Here is a 15,583-nt window from a genome sequence, read left to right on the forward strand (position 1 = left end):
GGGGGCGCGGACATTTTGGGGGAGATTGCGGCCCTATCGCCTGACAGTCGTCTACGCGTTAGTTGCTGTCTTTCTGACGGTTCAGTTCAATCATGTTGGACTGATCCGGTCATTCAACAACGCCATCACGGCGGCGCGGTTCGCGCTGACCCCGCAGCAGGTTGGCGGCAGTGATTCCGTTGTCATCGCAATCGACAGCGAAAGCTTGCAGGTCGATCGCGAATGGCCCTGGGATCGGACGCGCTACGCGGAACTCGTCACGGCACTGAATGAAGCGGGCGCTCGCCAGATTGCGTTCGACATCGATTTCAGCTCGCCGGGCAGAGGAGACGCGGCTTTCGCTGCGGCGCTCGAGGCGTCTGCCATTCCGGTCTACCTTGCCTCCTTCCGCCAGCCGATCGAAAGTGCGCCCGGTGTCGTTGCCGAGATGCAGCCGACGGAAATTCTTCGGCAGCACGCTCTTCTCGCCTCTACGACCTTTCCGGTGGACGAGGACGGTCTGGTCCGGCGGATGAACGGGGGAGAGATGTTCTCCGATGGCCTCGTCCCCAACCTTGCCTATGCGCTGGCTGGTGAGCCCGCGCATGTTGAGCAGTCCATCCTGAACGCCTCGATCGACGTGAGCCAGGTGGAGACGATCTCGTTCTTCGACGCTCTCACCATGCGCGACCTGCGTGACAAGGTGAACGGCAAGACGGTCTTTATCGGCGCGACCGCGATTGAGCTTGGCGATGAATTCGTGTTGCCCGTACTGGGCTTGCGCAGCGGCATCTATCTGAACGTCATGGCGTATGAGACCGCCGCGTCCCACACTGAACTTGACTATATGCCGCTTGGCGCGACCTTGTTCCTCGTTGTTCTGGCTGTGCTGGCATCAATGGTACCCATGGCGCGGATAGGCGTCATGAATTATACGCTCCTGAATGTCGGGACATTTGTCGGTGTTGCGCTGCTGGGTTACGGCACGCAAAGATTTGCTGGCCTTGTCGCCGATGTGGCCCCTGTGCATATCGTCACAATCATTGGTGTGCTGATGATGCTCGCCAAGTCAGCGGACCAGTACGCTGCGGCGCTTTTCCGGTCGACCATGAACACGCGCAAGCATGCGATGCTGCTCGACGCGATGATGGCGTCGAACCACGACGGCATCCTGACAATCAACCGGTTCGGTGAAGTGGAAAGCTGTAACGTTCGGGGCGCTGAGCTTCTGGGCTTCGAGATGTCCGATGTCCTGAACCGAAGCCTCGCTGATATCCTTCCGCGCATGCATGCGCTTATCAATCAGCGCGAATGCAACCCGTTTGAGCTCGAGATCGACCGCCGGGAAGGCGGGGTGGTGGATGTCTCCTACACTTATGTGGACCTGCCCATTGCATCGTCGCGCTATGAGACGCGGAAAGAGGCACGGCAGATCCTCCTCATCACGCTGCATGACCTGACGCAGCACAAGGCGCTGGAGATCGCCGAGCGTCAGGCAAAGGAATCCCACGAGCGGGCTTCTGCTGCAAAATCGGCTCTGATCAGCACAATGAGCCATGAGCTGAAAACGCCGCTCAATTCGGTCATCGGCTTCGGCGACCTCATTGCGAGCGAAGCGCTGGGCAAGCACGAAGTTGCCGAATATGCCGAGTTCGGTCAGATGATCAGTACCAGCGGCAAGCAGCTCCTCAACGTTGTCACCGATATGCTGATGGCCGGTCGCCTGCAGTCGGGTGAGACCAAGCCGTCCTTGCAGATCTATTCTCTAGTGGATGTGGGCAAAGCGGCCCTGTCGGCCGCCAAGCTGCGTCAATCCTGGTGTGACCCCGAGGTCGAGATCGATATGTCCGCTATCCGTGTGCGAACGGACAAGCAGCTCCTGACGGTCGCGCTGGAACATCTGCTGGATAATGCTGCCAAGTTCGGCGGTAAGGACGGCAAGATTACGGTCAAGGCAGAGGCGCATGAAGGGCAACTGTCAATCAGTGTGACCGATGAGGGTCCGGGTATCGCCGAGGAAGAACTGTGCTCCGTGACACAGATGTTCTACCAGGCCGATCGCTCTCGCGCCCGGACCGCAGAAGGCTGCGGCCTTGGGCTCTTCCTTGCTGAGCAAGCAGCCCAGGTGTGTGGCGGGTTCCTGCGTCTGCGTAATCTTGAAAAAGGTCTTTGTGCGGAAATCGTACTGCCGGCCCCTATTGAGGCAGCAGTACCCCAGAAGGCGGTGGCTTAACCACCAAGCAGGATCAGGGTGTTGTTGCCGTTGGTAATCCCCGCCTGCAGTGCATAGAGATGGTCAAGGAGGTTCAGCGTCGCCTTGGCCGTGAAGCACGTGTCGTCGATATAGAACCAGTGATCGCGATACTCGACGGCGACAGCCGCGGATGACGGCTTGTTCTTGGCGACCATCACGGCAAAATAGCCGCCCGTCACATCCTCCCAGCCGCCCGGCGCGCGACAGGGCTCACCAAGGCCGTTTTCGGCCTGCTCGGTGATCGATACGATTGACGCATGCTCGTCGGGAATGTGCACGGTCTGGGACAGGGCGGACATGACACTCATCAGTGACCGTCCGTGAACGGCAAAATCACCCACTCGGTTCCCGCGGGTGGTAATTTCCGCCACATAGCGGTCACCCGACATGGGCTCGACCCGGGCGGCCCAGTTCTCCGTCAGATAATTGGCCAGCAGCTCACCCTCGGTCGGGTAGCGGCGCCATTTCAGAATGACCCGTGGGCCCTGGCCGGGCTCTTCAGGGTCGATGACCTGAATCATCAGGGCATTCTTCTCTTGCAGACGCCGCATCAGATTGGCGAGGTGCCGGAAGCGGCCATTGTCGGGCATCTTTTCCGGCGTCGGGCCGGCGGCGGTCCGCGCATTGTCGAGGTCGCCCATCCGCGCCACACAGCACAGCATCAGGTGTTCGACGTTCCAGCCGGACTGGCTGAGCAGGAAGATAGAGGCGGGGGGCAGGGGCTGCAGCAGCTGCTCTGCATAGCTTTTCCCGCGAAGGGTCGAATAGACCATCGTCGGTGAGCTGGAGAGGTTTGGCCCGAACGAGCCGTTCAGTGAGCCAATGGCCGGTGCGCCGGTCAGGTTGAGATTAGAAGACACGCGCCCGTCATAGGAAATGCGGTCCGACGTTGTCAGGCGCTCCAGGTCCACGAAAGACACGGGATCGTTATAGCGAAGGCGCACGATGTTCAGCAGCAACTGCTCCTGACGGGCAGTCGAAACGGCTTCAGAGTAGGTGAGCGTGTCCATCGCCACGGGCGCTGGGGGGCGGGCAATCTGCACACAGCCGTTAAGCGCGATGGCGCTGGCCATTGTCGAAAATACCTTCAGCCCTGCTCGCTGCGCCATGCCCACCTGTCTCGTCAGTCCCACTTCACTCGTACCATCGTCATGGATGATGAACAATTTAAACCACGTCAACAGTTTGGCAGATTATTGCCGCCGGAGATGGCTCCTCGTTTTTAAGGCAGGGTTGCCGGTGTGGCTGCCCCGGGCTCTGGCAATATCGGGGGGGGGTAAGTAGGCTCGTCGCACGTGATGATCTTGAGGGTGGGGAGATGGCATTCAGCCCGCGTTGGTTTGTTTAGGCGATGATCGGGATCATGCTGACATTGGGTCTGGCGCCCCGCGCCATGGCCGCCGAACCGCCTCAGGACTTTACAGACGATAGGCCTATTGTCGTGCCGACCGATGAAGGCGGCCAGGTCGGCCTGTCGTCAGGAGGCGCGTCGGCACATCATCTCATGCGCCAATGTCACCGATTATCAGAATTAGGAAATGACGGGCTGTCCGGACGTCATCCGGTGCGACACGCGGCATCCAAAAAGCGTGACTTCGAGATTGAAAAGGTGATCGAACGTGCATGCTCGGGGCGGTAGGCGACAGCGCTGATGAAAGCTGGCGGACAGGAAGGGATTCGAACCCTCGAGACGGTTCAACCCGCCTACTCCCTTAGCAGGGCGTATATCAAATAAATCAATAGTTTAGCAGGATTATGGGCGCTGAAATATCGCCGGAATATCGCCAAAGTCTCACAGTTCTGCAGGACAGAAACGGGGGGATTCCTTACTGTTCTGCATTCGGGCTCGGCACAATCGCCAGCCCTTCCGCCTTCAGGCACTCGAACAGCCGCCTTGCGACGGCCTGTTCGGCGACAATATCACCAGACCGCGCAGCACTTAGCGGACCATGATCTGAAGCGAAGGCGATTGCCGCATTCCGGATTGCCAGAACTCGCTGTTCGGGGGTCATCGGGCCTATTCTTTCGCTTCTGCGCAGGCGCAAGTGTTGTCCGTTCCGCACCACACGCCGATCGCTTGTCCGACCGCTGTTAGCGCCCATGTGCGATTCGCGATTTCCGCCATCTCGGTTTCTTCACCGATGGCGAACGCCTGGCGCTCGTCATCGGTCAACTTTTGCAGATCCTGCTCGGCGTTGATGGCCTCGGGAATGCTAAGGCCGAGCCGATACGCCTTGTGACCGGCGCGACCGCCACCATCGTGCATGATGGTTTCCATCACGTCGAATATCGCCGGGTAGTTCCGAGCGGTGATGAGCATCGGGGCTATCCTTTCGCTTTCTTCTTGTTTTCCAGCACCACAAAATCAGCCGTTATACAGCCATCCTCGTTAGTGCTGATTTTCTCAAGAAACGTCGTGGTGGACCCGCCATGCTCGCGCGCGATTGCGTTCATCAGTTTGGCAAAATCAACCAGGCCGCTGCCGATAACCTTTGCCGGGATCATCTGACCGGAGTTCGGAAACCACGTAATCGTGATGTGGCTTTCTGGATTAATCATCGACACGAGGGAAACGTCCATCTCATGATCGCATTTTGGACAGGACACGTGCGTCATCGGGCCTTACCTTTCGTTTTGAATGTCGAAATCGCGGGCATAGTCGAGGGTGTCGATCCGGTTGCTGCAGCAGTGGTGGTCACGCCAGCGTCGCCACGGCATTCGGCTTTTGCGAAACCGGGCGGCATTCGGTGGACGCGGGCCTCGCGGCCCTCCACAATATCCGTCGGAACAAGATGCGGAAGCCCTTTCAGCCAAAGGCACACGCGTTTCACTTCACCCTGCCCAAACTGCCACGGCTGCACTGACTGGCTGAAATCCGCGCCGATAACCTGTTTTGCATATCGGTGCATCACGGGGTTTTCGATCGCGATGCGTGGAATGTCAGCCTGCCATAAATCACGGAAGAGCACCGCGCCGTCGATCATTGCGGCCCAGCGCTCAGGGCGATCATGGAGCCAGCGCACACCGGCGTTGGTAAGGAAGGTACAGGGCGGATGGGCGATCATCAGATCCCAGCCGTCATCCAGCACATCCCTGACATCGCCCTGATAGTGCGCGCCTGCCGTTTCGCTCGCTCGAAGATCGCAGGACATTGCGTCATGGCCCGCATCCGTAAAAGCGTCGCGAACAATGCCGGAAAATTCGCAGGCGACAAGAACGCGCATCAGGCTTTTCCATACGCGGCGGTCAAATACACATCAGAGTGCGTTTTATGGCCTGCATTGTAGACGTCCAAGGCTTCCGGGTTTGGATGCGTTTTTCCATCGGCGCTGATGAGACCCTTAGCAGCGCGCTTGTCGGCGACCGCCTGCATTTTCGCCGCAAGATCGGATGGGAGATTTGCGTCGGCAGTGAAATCGAATGGTTTCACTTGGGTCATAGTCTTCTCCAATATTTGCGCCGTCCCGGTGACTCCCGCTACGGCAAAACCTGTGCTTAACCGCAATATGGCAAACGCTGTGACATATTGCAAGATGAGAACAGGCGTGCCATATGCGTTTTTGTGTTGTTTGGTCCGATGGGATGGGTCGCCTCGCGCCGGTCAGGCAGAGAGAGCGATTTGCAGACCTTGGCGTGATCGAGCGAAACATCGTCGAAGACTGGGGCGACCTGCCGCCCCTTCGCTCGGGAGATATGGTGACGGTATGCACACCCTTGGCGCTTGCCCCGGACGTGATGACGCTGACCTTGCGGTATCGCGGGGTCATGCGCGCGAATGGCGCCATCGAAATCGACGGGATCGGATCATTCGCCGACTGGGACAGTTTTCCGGAGGCGCTGGAAGCCTACGAAACGGCACGCCGTCGTCGGCAGACCGCCAATGCCAGGGCGAAAGCCAAGCCACAGCGCGGGCCGAGAGACCTCAAGACGAAGGCAGACCGGGAAGCCTTTGCGAAATTGTGGCGCGATCCCACCGTGCGGAAATCGGAATTGGCCGCCAAGTACGGCCGCGACTGGACTACGATCAACCGTTGGGGGAAGGCGCTGAAGCTGGGAGAGAAGGCGAAACCGGAATGATCAAGTGGTACACGGATCCCGCTTTCGTCTACGTCGCAACTCACGACGGACTGACTAAGATCGGTTACTCCTTCGATGCCGGCCATCGAATGCGCGTTCCGCTGAAGATGAGGGGCATGTCCCGAGGCGCACCCGAACTGTTCTGGTCATTGAAACTCAAGCCCCATCGTCTCGCTTGGCTGACCGAACAGCGGGCGCTGGGCGTTCTCTGTGCGCATGTCGTCGACGGCGAATGGTTGCGCGTGTCGCCTAAGTTGGCTCGCGATACAGTGATCGCCAACGTTGAAACGGCGCTGCTCGAACTGAAAGCCGATGCGTTTCTGACGCAATTTAACCGCGGCCACGTCAACCCCGACATGCTGATGCTGCTCGATCTTGCGGAGCATCTCGACGAAGGGTCTTACCCCACTGCCTGGTGGAATGCCCTTGAAGATGGACGCCGCCTGCGCAGAGAGCGCAGGGCAACTAAGAAGGGACCGGCAAAATGACGGACGACACCGTACCGAATGAGGGTCGCAGGGTTCTGTGGGCTTGGCAGCCAAACCCTGAATGGCGGGGAAGAGACTTTTCGCTATCTGTTACGCGAACGGCAGGACCATCCATAATGCCACTGGTGTTTGCGTCAGCCAGTGCGGCCCGCGACTGGGCAGCTGGCGAGGGCCTTCCCGGTCGGCCGATAGCGTTCCGAGAAGACGCCGAACTCTCTAAAAGGGATGGTATCGCGCCGCAGAGCAAAGAAACAGCGCGCCGAGTCGCGCAAATCGCCGCCAACAAATGCGGCCAGGTGCAATATCTGTTTGAAGTGAAAGAAGCTCAAGCGACCGAAACCGTTCCCGCCGGATGGCATTTTACGGCGTTTACGGATGGACCATTTAACCTCTCTTCCGCCGAAGAGATTGAACCGTGGTGAACCCCACCAAACAAGGACCGGAAGAATGACCCGCGAAGAGAAAATTGAAGCGGTCGCTCGCCTCTTGTGTGGACGGAGCGGTTACGATCCTGATCGGTTGATGCCCGGTCTTGTCCCCATTCAACCTTCTATGGACGAGCCCGCCGACGGCAACACAGACTTTGTGGCGGATCAGTTTCCATATGACGGTGAGCTGCCGAATGGTGACGTGGGTAGTTTCTGGTGGCGTGACTACATTTTCGACGCGCAGGCCGTCATCAATCTTCTCGAAAGCGAAGGACCATCAGAATGAGCACGCCAGAAGACATCCAGTTAGCCGCCGAGCTATTTGCCGAAACGATCTTTCGCGCGATCAACGAAGCGCTCGGGGGATCGCAAACCACACAGATTGCCATCGGCCGCAAGGAAATCAGCGTCGTGTTGCAGTCTCTTGCCAAGGTGTCAGGATTCTTCATCAGTAATTGTCCGCCTGATCAAATTGACGAGTTTGCAGACATTGTTCGGGCGTATGCGGACGGAGCTGCTGAGGAACGTAGGCAGCATATGGCCCACGCCGGGCGAGCGTAAGAAAAGGACCGTCTCATGATGGATCTTAAAGATCACCTCACTCAACTGCGGGAAAAGCGTGATCTGCTCGACGCAGAAATCACTCAGATCGTGCAAAAGGCCATGTCAGACGCCACGCGCGACGACCTCACGAGACTATCCGCCCTTAGCTTGGCTGACATGGTCCTTGCCCAGCAAAAACTTATCGAGACGATGATCCAGGCGAGTGACGGGCGCTGTTATCATCCCACTTTTTTCGGCATGCCCATTGATGAGGCTGCGCAGTTGGTGCTGAGCGCGAGGCATCAAAGACGAGGCCCCATCATCCCCGGCCAATAACCCGCCGGATCAGCACGCCGACCGCTGACTTCTCTTCCCGCAACAGACGCAGCAATTGGCCCCCGTCGCGCATGGCAAAGACGACCAGCAAGATGACACCGGCTCCGGTGCGCATATACACCGCATCCAACAACGCGCCGACTGCAACACAGACGCTGACAATTGACTTTCCGGCCTGCCAGGAAAAAAGGCGCGGGCGCACCGACCAATAAAACAGGGCGGCGATGCCAAAGCCGAACGATTCCAGCACTAGAAACACAATATACGTCGTTGAAAAGAACTGCTGCATACTGATTAATCTTTCCCGCTACCGGTTTCCGCCAGGCCGCGCATCCATTTCTTGAATATCGGCACGGAACCGGCGGACAATACGAACGGCACGAGCCAGTCGGCCAAATGAATGGCGGTGCCGTTGACGCTGATCTGCAGGCCGTCCGGCATGGCCGAACTGGCCCCGCAGCCAAAGACGACGCCAATAACGAAGGTCGCCGCAATGTCGGCAAAGGGCACCGGACGCCCCTTCTTCTTGGCGTCTCCCATGGTCAGGGCAGCTCCGACAAACGCCCCGGCAAGGGCCAGGCCGAAGGTAACCAGGCTGACGCCCCCGTCCGATGGGGGCGGCTCCTGCGCCGCAACGCTGGCCGTCATGGCCATCACTGCCGCCACAATCAATTTGGGCAGGGGTCCAGCCATGATGTTGCCTTCCGCTCATTTCACTTCATCCGCTTTCAGCCCATCGCGCCAGGCGCGCAGGGCCGCTTTGTGCTCATTACAGGCGTCCAGCGCCTCGCGCAGGGCCGTGAATATCTCCGCCGTGGTGGGTGCCCGCACGGCCTTACAGTCCACCAGCCAGGCCGGATCCGGCAGGGCCGGGGGCGGCGGGGGTGTCGCCACAGGGGCCGTCGAACAGGCAGTCAAGGACAGCGTCAGGCCACACCATGCGGCCGCAGCGTTCCAGCATCTCGTCATGGCTCAATTCTTCCTTGATGATCCGTTCCCGCACCACGGAACGCGCCTCGTTCCGGGCCGTCACTTCCAGGCGCTTCGTCGCCCCGGCCCACAGGGCCATCTGCGCATTCTGTGCATAGTCCCGTTGCGCCCGCGCCACGTCCCGCTCATGGGTCAGGAGCGCGGCGTTGGCCGCCAGCTGGTCAACCTCCCCCCGCAGGAACGCAATCCAGCCCGCAAAGACGAGAGACAGCACGGCGGGCAGGGCGACGGGCCAGAGCCTAAGCATAGACGCCCCGCGTCATCACCTGTGCTTCCAGCCTCCGGCGTCGGGTCAGGCCCTCCACCGGCTGCAGCGTGCCGTTCACACGCGCCTTGTTCCAGCGCTGCAGGGACGCCGCAGCAACCTCCATAGGGACCTCGTCATTGATCAGCTTGCGCAGCGTCGACCGCTTCAGCGCGCCGCACCCCAGATTATAGGTGAAGCTGACCAGGGCATCGAAGACGTGCTGCTTCATCGGCACCTTGATCAGCTCATTAACGCAGTCGGCGCTGATTTGCGCATCCTCGCGCAGCAGGACCTCAGCATGAAACTCCGAGATGACATTGCCCTCGCGCGCGTCAGGGCCGGTGTGACCATAACCAATGGTCCAGATGCCCGCCACGTCCTGGTATGCCCGCAGGCGCAACCCCTCGCGCATTTTCAGAAAGGTCAGGCCCGGCTCTGACAGTTTCATCATCGCGCCCGCGCCCCCATATTCTCGAGGAACAGCTGTTCCAGCGCCTCGTCATCCGGCGCGATGGTCTCGTTTTGTGCCCATGGCTGATTTGCGTTCGGGCGCCAGCCGGTGAATGTCGCAATGGCTGCCTCGTCACCGTGGATCGTCCGCACGCGGGCCAGCCGGTCACGGACAATCTCAACGGCGGCATCGCCATAGGACAGGCGCGCATTCACCTCGGCAAAGATCGCCGAATAGTCTTTGTCGCCCTTGTTTTTTTCGTTCTGGGCGTGGTTGTTTTCCTCATAGGGACCGGCCCACGGAATACCGAACTCACGGCCAACATTCCGCACGATGGACGATCCGCGAAACACCCCTGAATTGCTGCCGCGATCCCGCCAGGTCCGGTAATCCGTCGCCCATTGCATGATCATCGCGACCAGTCGGTCACCGGGATTCGGGTGACCAGCGGACGTGTCGGCGTACAGCGCCTTGACACGGGCGATCAGGGCGGGGTCTGTCACGCTGTCAAACTTCATGCCGTGATAGGCGAGCATGGGCAGGATGCCGTCGCCCCAGCCATTGCGGTACGCCGCACAGCTGACGGCGAAATGGTCGGGCAGGCTCAGGCCGGATTTGGCATGACCGTCATCAATGTAACGCTGGGCCCCTCTGATGATCAGATAGACGTCCGACCACTGATTGGCCTGGATCCCGGACAGGATGGCGTCGGCCTCTGCCGCACTGCCGGCCTGATCGATCTGCGACCCGAACTCGGTGGCCCATTTCTGGTCATAGCCCTGCTCCTGGTTACTGGCGAGGACACAGGTCGCGTCAAGATTCACGCCCTGATCCTGCCCGGCGAGGCGGATATGGTCGATCATGCTGGCCGACAGCCAGCCTTGCGCGCTCGCCCAATGGGCCCGGTCGATCAGGCCCATCTCGTGCAGGGGGACCGCCATGCCGCACAGGAACGCCTTCTGGTCGGGGAAGTGATTGCCCCAGCATTCATTGCCGAACTCATGACGCTCACGGATCGTCAGGGGCACGCCCTTGCGGATCTTCTCTGCAATCAGCAGGCGACCATAGGCCAGATGCGCTTCGCCGCTGGCGATGCCTTTGGCCGACGCCAGGCCCCATTGATACATGAGGCTGTTATGAGCGGGCGCGGCGGCATGACGCCCCATCCAGCCCGCTTTGCGCCACGCTTCTGTGAACTGAATATGGCCGCCGGGCGCATCGTCAAACGCTGATGCCCCGAGCCATATCGACATGTTCAGCCAGCAGCCCGCGTCCGCCCGGTGCGCCCGCTCATACAGCGCGCCACAGGACGGGGCGAGCTTGCCCACCTGTTCAGGAAACGCCGGGTCTTCGCCGCCCGATCCGATGGACCATGAATAATCCGCGCCCTGATCGATCTGGTCCACCGACCGAACGCGCGCCACCATGACCGACTGGCTGGCCATCCCCCGATCCCAGTCGGCGGGCTTCTTCGCGTCGACCATTTCATAGGTCCAGTCATGACCCCGCACATGGTCGGGCTCATGACGCGCATAGCCGAAAAACACCCGTCGCAATTCCAGCGGCTCTGCATTCCCGCCGCCCTCCCACATGACCTGAAAGCCCGGACGGAAGCCCGGCCCGACGCTGAACTGCAGATAGCCCGGACGCTCGACCTCGATGTCGACGCGCGCATCGTGAGCAAGGAATATCCGGCCCTGTTCCGTCGGCCAACGGACAATCATTTTCCCATGGGCGTCAGGCACGTCATAGAACGGCCCCTGGGCGATGATGAACTGCGCACCCTCGGGATGGTCGGGGGACAGGGTCTGCGCGTCCCGATCATAAAGGCCGTGGTCCCGCTGGTAGAGCGCCTGCAGGTTCGGCTCATTGTAAACGGGCAGGCCAGGCACCCCGGCGAGCAGGGGCGGCCCCGCCAGGCGCATCCGGTTACTCACGAGCGGCGCGGCCCCGGCGCTCGGGGAATGACCGGTATCGCCGTGAATATAGATCAGGCCATCCGCCTCCGGCTCTTGGGCAGGCAATTCCGCGACAGGCGGCAGGCTGTCCCGCTGACCGAACCGCTCACCAACGCCAAACAGGGCCCGCTCCAGCCGGTTGGCCAAAACGGTCCGGTCAGCGCCGTCCAGCAGGTCCTGCCGCAGCTGCCGCAGGCTGCCGATCAGTGGCCGCAGGGCGCGGGGCTGCGCTTTATGCAAAGCCTTCATCGCGCCCGCGAAGGCGATCATCTGTTTGCTATCGTCTGGGGTCATCACGACACCGCCCCGTGATCGCCGTGAATGGCCCACAGATTGTCGTATCGGCTCATCACCGTGACGCGGCTCCACTGGCCATCCATTGTGCAGCTGCCGCCTGCCACATTGAACAGGGACGCCCCGGCCCCCGCCTGGATTGTCACCGTCTGCGTCGTGGCGGACCAGATATCAAAGATGCGACCGTCACCAAAATTGGCCGTCGCATCCGCAGGCAGCGTCAGCGTGAAGGCGGCCGCGTTATTGGCAATTTCGATGATCTTGGGCGAGTTGTAACCCAGCGTATAGGCCGTCGTGACATTGGTTTCGATGCGGAGAAACTGCTCTCGCAGGTCCTGCTCGACCCAGTCCGCGCTCGTCGCGCCGCGCGCCGTGAAAAGTCGGCCCGTCGTCGTGTCGAGGCATTGCTGAAAAATTGAAAGCGGGGTCAGCACACCCTGCGGACTGCCGGACCGCTGAATAGGGTCCGCAATTGCCGTCAGAATAATCGCCTCATTATCCATTGCTTAGCTCTCCTCTACGACGGGGAATGTATGCAGGCCGACAAATTGTGCCTGTACGTTGTAATGGGTCGACGCACCGCCCGAACCGTTGAAGATGCGGAAGGCCAGATTGCCGTTCTTGATACCCAAAAATGACCCGGAGGGGATGACCGATCCCGTCTGGTCGCGAGATATCTCACTCCAATAAACGCTCGTCGCGCTCTTGGTTTTGTCAAAGCGCACCCGCCCTCGAACAACAGCGAAATGGGTCCCGCCCTTGCGCTGGATCGACACCATCAGCTCACCGACAATGGACTGCCCCATGGGCATCAGCTCGAATAAAGGAGAGCCGTCGGGGATAGTGATTTCCTGCGCCTCGACCGTCCAGCCGGTCAGGCCGCCGCGGCCATTGGTGACGCTGATCGTCGGGACCGTGTTCCAGGCATTCCATTTGGCCCGGAAATGCTGCGCACCCAGAATACCGCCATTAAGATAGCGCAGGCCGCTGGGGCCGATCGCGTAGTTGTCATGGATGGACATCGATGGCGCATTGACCCGCACCAGGGCATCGCAATCCAGCCCGATATTGTGGTGGATCGGTTTGCGTCCCGACTGGGTCCGAACGCCCAGCGCCACCTCGAAATTCTCAAAGATGTTGTTTGCGATAATCGAGTCGACCAGCCCGGGCTGCAGGCCATCCGACCCGATCGTCTCCGCAATGCCGTAGTGGTCGGCGACGCCGCCGCCGGTGACCACATTGCCGATGAACAGGGTTTTGCTGGGGGCAATCTCCGTCCCATTGTTCTCCGCAGGGCCCGCAGTGAACTCGAAGCCGTGATTGTCGCCGACCTCACCGGTGTTGAACGCGAAAATGTGGTTGCTGGCCTCCTCCTCCATCCGCCAGAACTCGCCGTGGCGCGTGTTCACGGTAAACCGGTTGGCGATGACGCGGCCATTATGAACATTGCCAGCGAACGATCCGCGGTGCGGCAGCTCGCCAAAATTCTCATGGAGCGTGTTGCCCAAGACGAGAATGTCGTCGATCAGCGAACCAGCCGCAGGCGAATTGAACAGCCCTGGAACTGTCCACACCTCACTAAACTCATTGAACGTCATGCGCAGCCGACGCTCGGTTGATACGGTGGTGTTTGCCTTCAGGATCACATAGCCCACATTCTGAATGCGGCACTGGTCCAGGATAAAGCCGTTGCGCTCTGTGGCCGACCCGCTGAGCGTCGTCACGCAGGCGAGGTAGTTTCGCGTCGCGGACCCTTCGCTGGTTTCCGTAACGCTCGCGTCCAGCTCAATTTTCGCCATCTCGACGCCATAGCCCGGCGTCCAGTTGACCAGGTTCAGCGACGACACAGACAGATCCTCGTCGAGCGCGACCTTCAGATCATGCAGCCGGACGTCATAGCTGGACGAAATGAAGTTGACGGCCCCGCTGGCGCTGCCTTCTGTCCGGCGCAGGATGCTGTTAAAGCCGCTGCCCCGCAGGTCCACAGCCTTACCGCTGGCCAGGATGCCCGCAGTGCCCGCATATTCTGCCGGAGGCAGCGCCACGCGCTTACCAGCCGCTGCGTTTACGGCGGCATTCACATCCGTCATACCGGGGGTACTGGATGCAAAGTCGGCAGGGACGAGAGGATCGTCCTCGGCCCGCGCCGAAATGCTGCGGCTGGTTGACGCCCCGACACGCACGAACTCTACGTCAGCGCCGGCAGGGGCCGCGACAGCCGTCTCCCCGTCGATATTTGCTACGGCACCAGCCACAACCCAGTTGTTGGTGGCCCGCTTCCACAGCCAAACACCCTCAAACTGACGGGCAAGGGTGCAGCCTCCGCCAGAAACATAATTCAGGCTGACGCCCGACGCAGCGCGAATGGTGTAGACCCCATCTCCCGCCGCATACAGAAAGAATCGTGCATTATCAGGAATGTCGTCATCAGCGTCCGCCGGAATGGTGATTGTCGCAGCCGCAGAGCCGACGACCTCAATTACCCGACGTTCCGCCGTCGACAGGGTCAGCGCGGTATCTGACGACGTATTCAGACGTTTCAGGCCCGTTTCCGCCAGGACGTTGTAGCCAGCCTCCGACGACAAGCTGACGGAGCGCAGAACAGCGGCTCGCTCTGGCGCGATCAGATCGTGCTCAAACCATTCGCTGCCCGTGTAGAAATAGACACCAAGGCCGTCCAGGTTCAGCATGGTCCAGCCCATCACCGGCGCCAGTATTTCCCACTGACCAGTCGCCCCGTCCTGGATATAGACACCCAGCTTGCTCTCATGCCCTTCCCAGACTCCCGTGGCGGACGGGCCGATCCGATATTTGTCTCCATGGGCCGGGCTCTCTGGCGGCGTTGACAATTCGCTGGTGACGACGTGGTGCTGCAGAACGGTCTGACCCCGCTCTTTCAGCCCACCAATAAAATCGGCTGGGCGCTTGGCCAGCCCGCCCTCGAGGGCGAGGGGTGTTTTGTCGATAATCATAGCGGTCAACCTTCCCAGACGACCAGATCGCCAGTGACGTCGTCACCGGTGGACTGAATGATTTGCAGAACAGGACCAGCGCCCGCCACATGCGACACGCCCCCGATGGCCTCATCCGTAAACCGGACAATGTCGGTGGGCGGCTGATCACTCTCTTCGCCAGTCAGGGGGCCGGTCATGATCGACCAGCGCAGACGGTGCGCCCCATCAGACGAGACAAACGACGCTTGCAGGCGTTTCAGCGGCAGGGCGCTCACATCGATCACGTCGAAGGCGGTTTCGTTTTCCAGCGTCACGCTGTCCCGACGCAGCACCGTGCTTCGACGCAGCTCAAGCCAGGATGCAGGAGACATGGCCCGCAGCGCATAGACCTGACCCGTTGACTGGATGTAGACCTGCATGCCAAGGCGCTGCTTGGTCGCCGGGAGCGCGGCTAACGCCGCCGCATCGGCAACCGAATGTAGCCCCCCCCGAATATCCTCCGCATCCATCAGGGCGAAAGTGTCCGCATCATCGGGGGTCACGAGTTTCGTCGGCATGCGAATGCCATTGCGTGCAGCCATCGC

The 15,583-nt window shown here is 60.4% G+C and carries 22 protein-coding genes; 7 read left to right on the forward strand and 15 right to left on the reverse strand.

The genetic code is table 11. The features are described from left to right. Positions 1 to 25: 25 nt before the first annotated feature. Positions 26 to 2,212, forward strand: a complete 2,187-nt coding sequence (locus RUI03_RS04555) for a CHASE2 domain-containing protein (protein ID WP_317289102.1) — start codon at positions 26 to 28, stop codon at positions 2,210 to 2,212. Here RUI03_RS04555 and RUI03_RS04560 read toward each other — a convergent pair. The 6 genes from RUI03_RS04560 to RUI03_RS04585 form a co-directional block, all read right to left on the reverse strand. Continuing rightward, positions 2,209 to 3,342, reverse strand: a complete 1,134-nt coding sequence (locus tag RUI03_RS04560; protein ID WP_317289103.1) for a hypothetical protein — start codon at positions 3,340 to 3,342, stop codon at positions 2,209 to 2,211. The genes RUI03_RS04555 and RUI03_RS04560 overlap by 4 nt on opposite strands. Positions 3,343 to 4,059: 717 nt before the next feature. Further along, entirely contained in the window at positions 4,060 to 4,245 is a 186-nt protein-coding gene (locus tag RUI03_RS04565; protein WP_317289104.1) for a hypothetical protein, read from the reverse strand. 5 nt (positions 4,246 to 4,250) lie between these two features. Then, the gene (locus RUI03_RS04570) at positions 4,251 to 4,553 is read right to left on the reverse strand and encodes a hypothetical protein (protein ID WP_317289105.1); all 303 of its coding nucleotides are present in this window, start codon (positions 4,551 to 4,553) and stop codon (positions 4,251 to 4,253) included. A 5-nt stretch (positions 4,554 to 4,558) separates the two neighbouring features. Then, positions 4,559 to 4,813 carry a hypothetical protein gene (locus RUI03_RS04575; RefSeq protein ID WP_317289106.1) on the reverse strand — a complete coding sequence of 85 codons (255 nt, stop codon included), beginning with the start codon at positions 4,811 to 4,813 and terminating at the stop codon, positions 4,559 to 4,561. 32 nt (positions 4,814 to 4,845) lie between these two features. Further along, positions 4,846 to 5,457 (reverse strand): hypothetical protein, encoded by a 612-nt coding sequence (locus RUI03_RS04580; RefSeq protein ID WP_317289107.1) that lies wholly within the window; start codon positions 5,455 to 5,457, stop codon positions 4,846 to 4,848. After that, the gene (locus RUI03_RS04585) at positions 5,457 to 5,672 is read right to left on the reverse strand and encodes a hypothetical protein (RefSeq protein ID WP_317289108.1); all 216 of its coding nucleotides are present in this window, start codon (positions 5,670 to 5,672) and stop codon (positions 5,457 to 5,459) included. Before RUI03_RS04585 ends, RUI03_RS04580 begins: the two co-directional genes overlap by 1 nt. A 113-nt stretch (positions 5,673 to 5,785) precedes the next feature. On the opposite strand from RUI03_RS04585, the gene RUI03_RS04590 reads away from it, so the two are divergent. Genes RUI03_RS04590 through RUI03_RS04615 form a run of 6 tightly spaced genes read left to right on the forward strand, consistent with a single transcriptional unit; the run spans position 5,786 to position 8,105 of the window. Next, on the forward strand, positions 5,786 to 6,310 hold the full coding sequence (locus RUI03_RS04590) for a hypothetical protein (RefSeq protein WP_317289109.1): 525 nt from the start codon (positions 5,786 to 5,788) through the stop codon (positions 6,308 to 6,310). Further along, positions 6,307 to 6,798: a hypothetical protein gene (locus RUI03_RS04595; RefSeq protein ID WP_317289110.1), complete on the forward strand. Its 492-nt coding sequence runs from the start codon at positions 6,307 to 6,309 to the stop codon at positions 6,796 to 6,798. The genes RUI03_RS04590 and RUI03_RS04595 overlap by 4 nt, the downstream gene beginning before the upstream one ends. Beyond that, complete coding sequence (locus RUI03_RS04600; protein WP_317289111.1) at positions 6,795 to 7,220, forward strand: hypothetical protein; 426 nt, start codon at positions 6,795 to 6,797, stop codon at positions 7,218 to 7,220. Before RUI03_RS04595 ends, RUI03_RS04600 begins: the two co-directional genes overlap by 4 nt. A 25-nt stretch (positions 7,221 to 7,245) precedes the next feature. Beyond that, positions 7,246 to 7,512, forward strand: coding sequence for a hypothetical protein (locus RUI03_RS04605; RefSeq protein ID WP_317289112.1), 267 nt, complete (start codon positions 7,246 to 7,248; stop codon positions 7,510 to 7,512). Beyond that, entirely contained in the window at positions 7,509 to 7,787 is a 279-nt protein-coding gene (locus tag RUI03_RS04610) for a hypothetical protein (RefSeq protein ID WP_317289113.1), read from the forward strand. The genes RUI03_RS04605 and RUI03_RS04610 overlap by 4 nt, the downstream gene beginning before the upstream one ends. Positions 7,788 to 7,802: 15 nt before the next feature. Beyond that, positions 7,803 to 8,105: a hypothetical protein gene (locus RUI03_RS04615; RefSeq protein ID WP_317289114.1), complete on the forward strand. Its 303-nt coding sequence runs from the start codon at positions 7,803 to 7,805 to the stop codon at positions 8,103 to 8,105. Here RUI03_RS04615 and RUI03_RS04620 read toward each other — a convergent pair. From RUI03_RS04620 to RUI03_RS04660, 9 genes are read right to left on the reverse strand one after another with little or no spacing between them, the layout of a single operon-like run. Further along, entirely contained in the window at positions 8,089 to 8,394 is a 306-nt protein-coding gene (locus RUI03_RS04620; protein WP_317289115.1) for a hypothetical protein, read from the reverse strand. The genes RUI03_RS04615 and RUI03_RS04620 overlap by 17 nt on opposite strands. Positions 8,395 to 8,399: 5 nt before the next feature. Then, on the reverse strand, positions 8,400 to 8,798 hold the full coding sequence (locus RUI03_RS04625) for a hypothetical protein (protein ID WP_317289116.1): 399 nt from the start codon (positions 8,796 to 8,798) through the stop codon (positions 8,400 to 8,402). A gap of 15 nt (positions 8,799 to 8,813) precedes the next feature. After that, entirely contained in the window at positions 8,814 to 8,936 is a 123-nt protein-coding gene (locus RUI03_RS04630; RefSeq protein WP_317289117.1) for a hypothetical protein, read from the reverse strand. Positions 8,937 to 8,940: 4 nt separating this feature from the next. Beyond that, the gene (locus RUI03_RS04635) at positions 8,941 to 9,342 is read right to left on the reverse strand and encodes a hypothetical protein (RefSeq protein WP_317289118.1); all 402 of its coding nucleotides are present in this window, start codon (positions 9,340 to 9,342) and stop codon (positions 8,941 to 8,943) included. Further along, on the reverse strand, positions 9,335 to 9,793 hold the full coding sequence (locus RUI03_RS04640) for a lysozyme (protein ID WP_317289119.1): 459 nt from the start codon (positions 9,791 to 9,793) through the stop codon (positions 9,335 to 9,337). The genes RUI03_RS04635 and RUI03_RS04640 overlap by 8 nt, the downstream gene beginning before the upstream one ends. Further along, complete coding sequence (locus tag RUI03_RS04645) at positions 9,790 to 12,045, reverse strand: hypothetical protein (protein WP_317289120.1); 2,256 nt, start codon at positions 12,043 to 12,045, stop codon at positions 9,790 to 9,792. The genes RUI03_RS04640 and RUI03_RS04645 overlap by 4 nt, the downstream gene beginning before the upstream one ends. Then, a complete protein-coding gene (locus RUI03_RS04650) occupies positions 12,045 to 12,548 on the reverse strand; it encodes a hypothetical protein (protein ID WP_317289121.1) in 504 nt (167 codons plus the stop codon). The genes RUI03_RS04645 and RUI03_RS04650 overlap by 1 nt, the downstream gene beginning before the upstream one ends. A 3-nt stretch (positions 12,549 to 12,551) precedes the next feature. Then, on the reverse strand, positions 12,552 to 15,017 hold the full coding sequence (locus RUI03_RS04655; RefSeq protein WP_317289122.1) for a DUF2793 domain-containing protein: 2,466 nt from the start codon (positions 15,015 to 15,017) through the stop codon (positions 12,552 to 12,554). A gap of 5 nt (positions 15,018 to 15,022) precedes the next feature. After that, a complete protein-coding gene (locus tag RUI03_RS04660) occupies positions 15,023 to 15,580 on the reverse strand; it encodes a hypothetical protein (RefSeq protein WP_317289123.1) in 558 nt (185 codons plus the stop codon). Positions 15,581 to 15,583: the final 3 nt, after the last annotated feature.

The organism is Parvularcula sp. LCG005, assembly GCF_032930845.1.
Taxonomy (GTDB): domain Bacteria; phylum Pseudomonadota; class Alphaproteobacteria; order Caulobacterales; family Parvularculaceae; genus Parvularcula.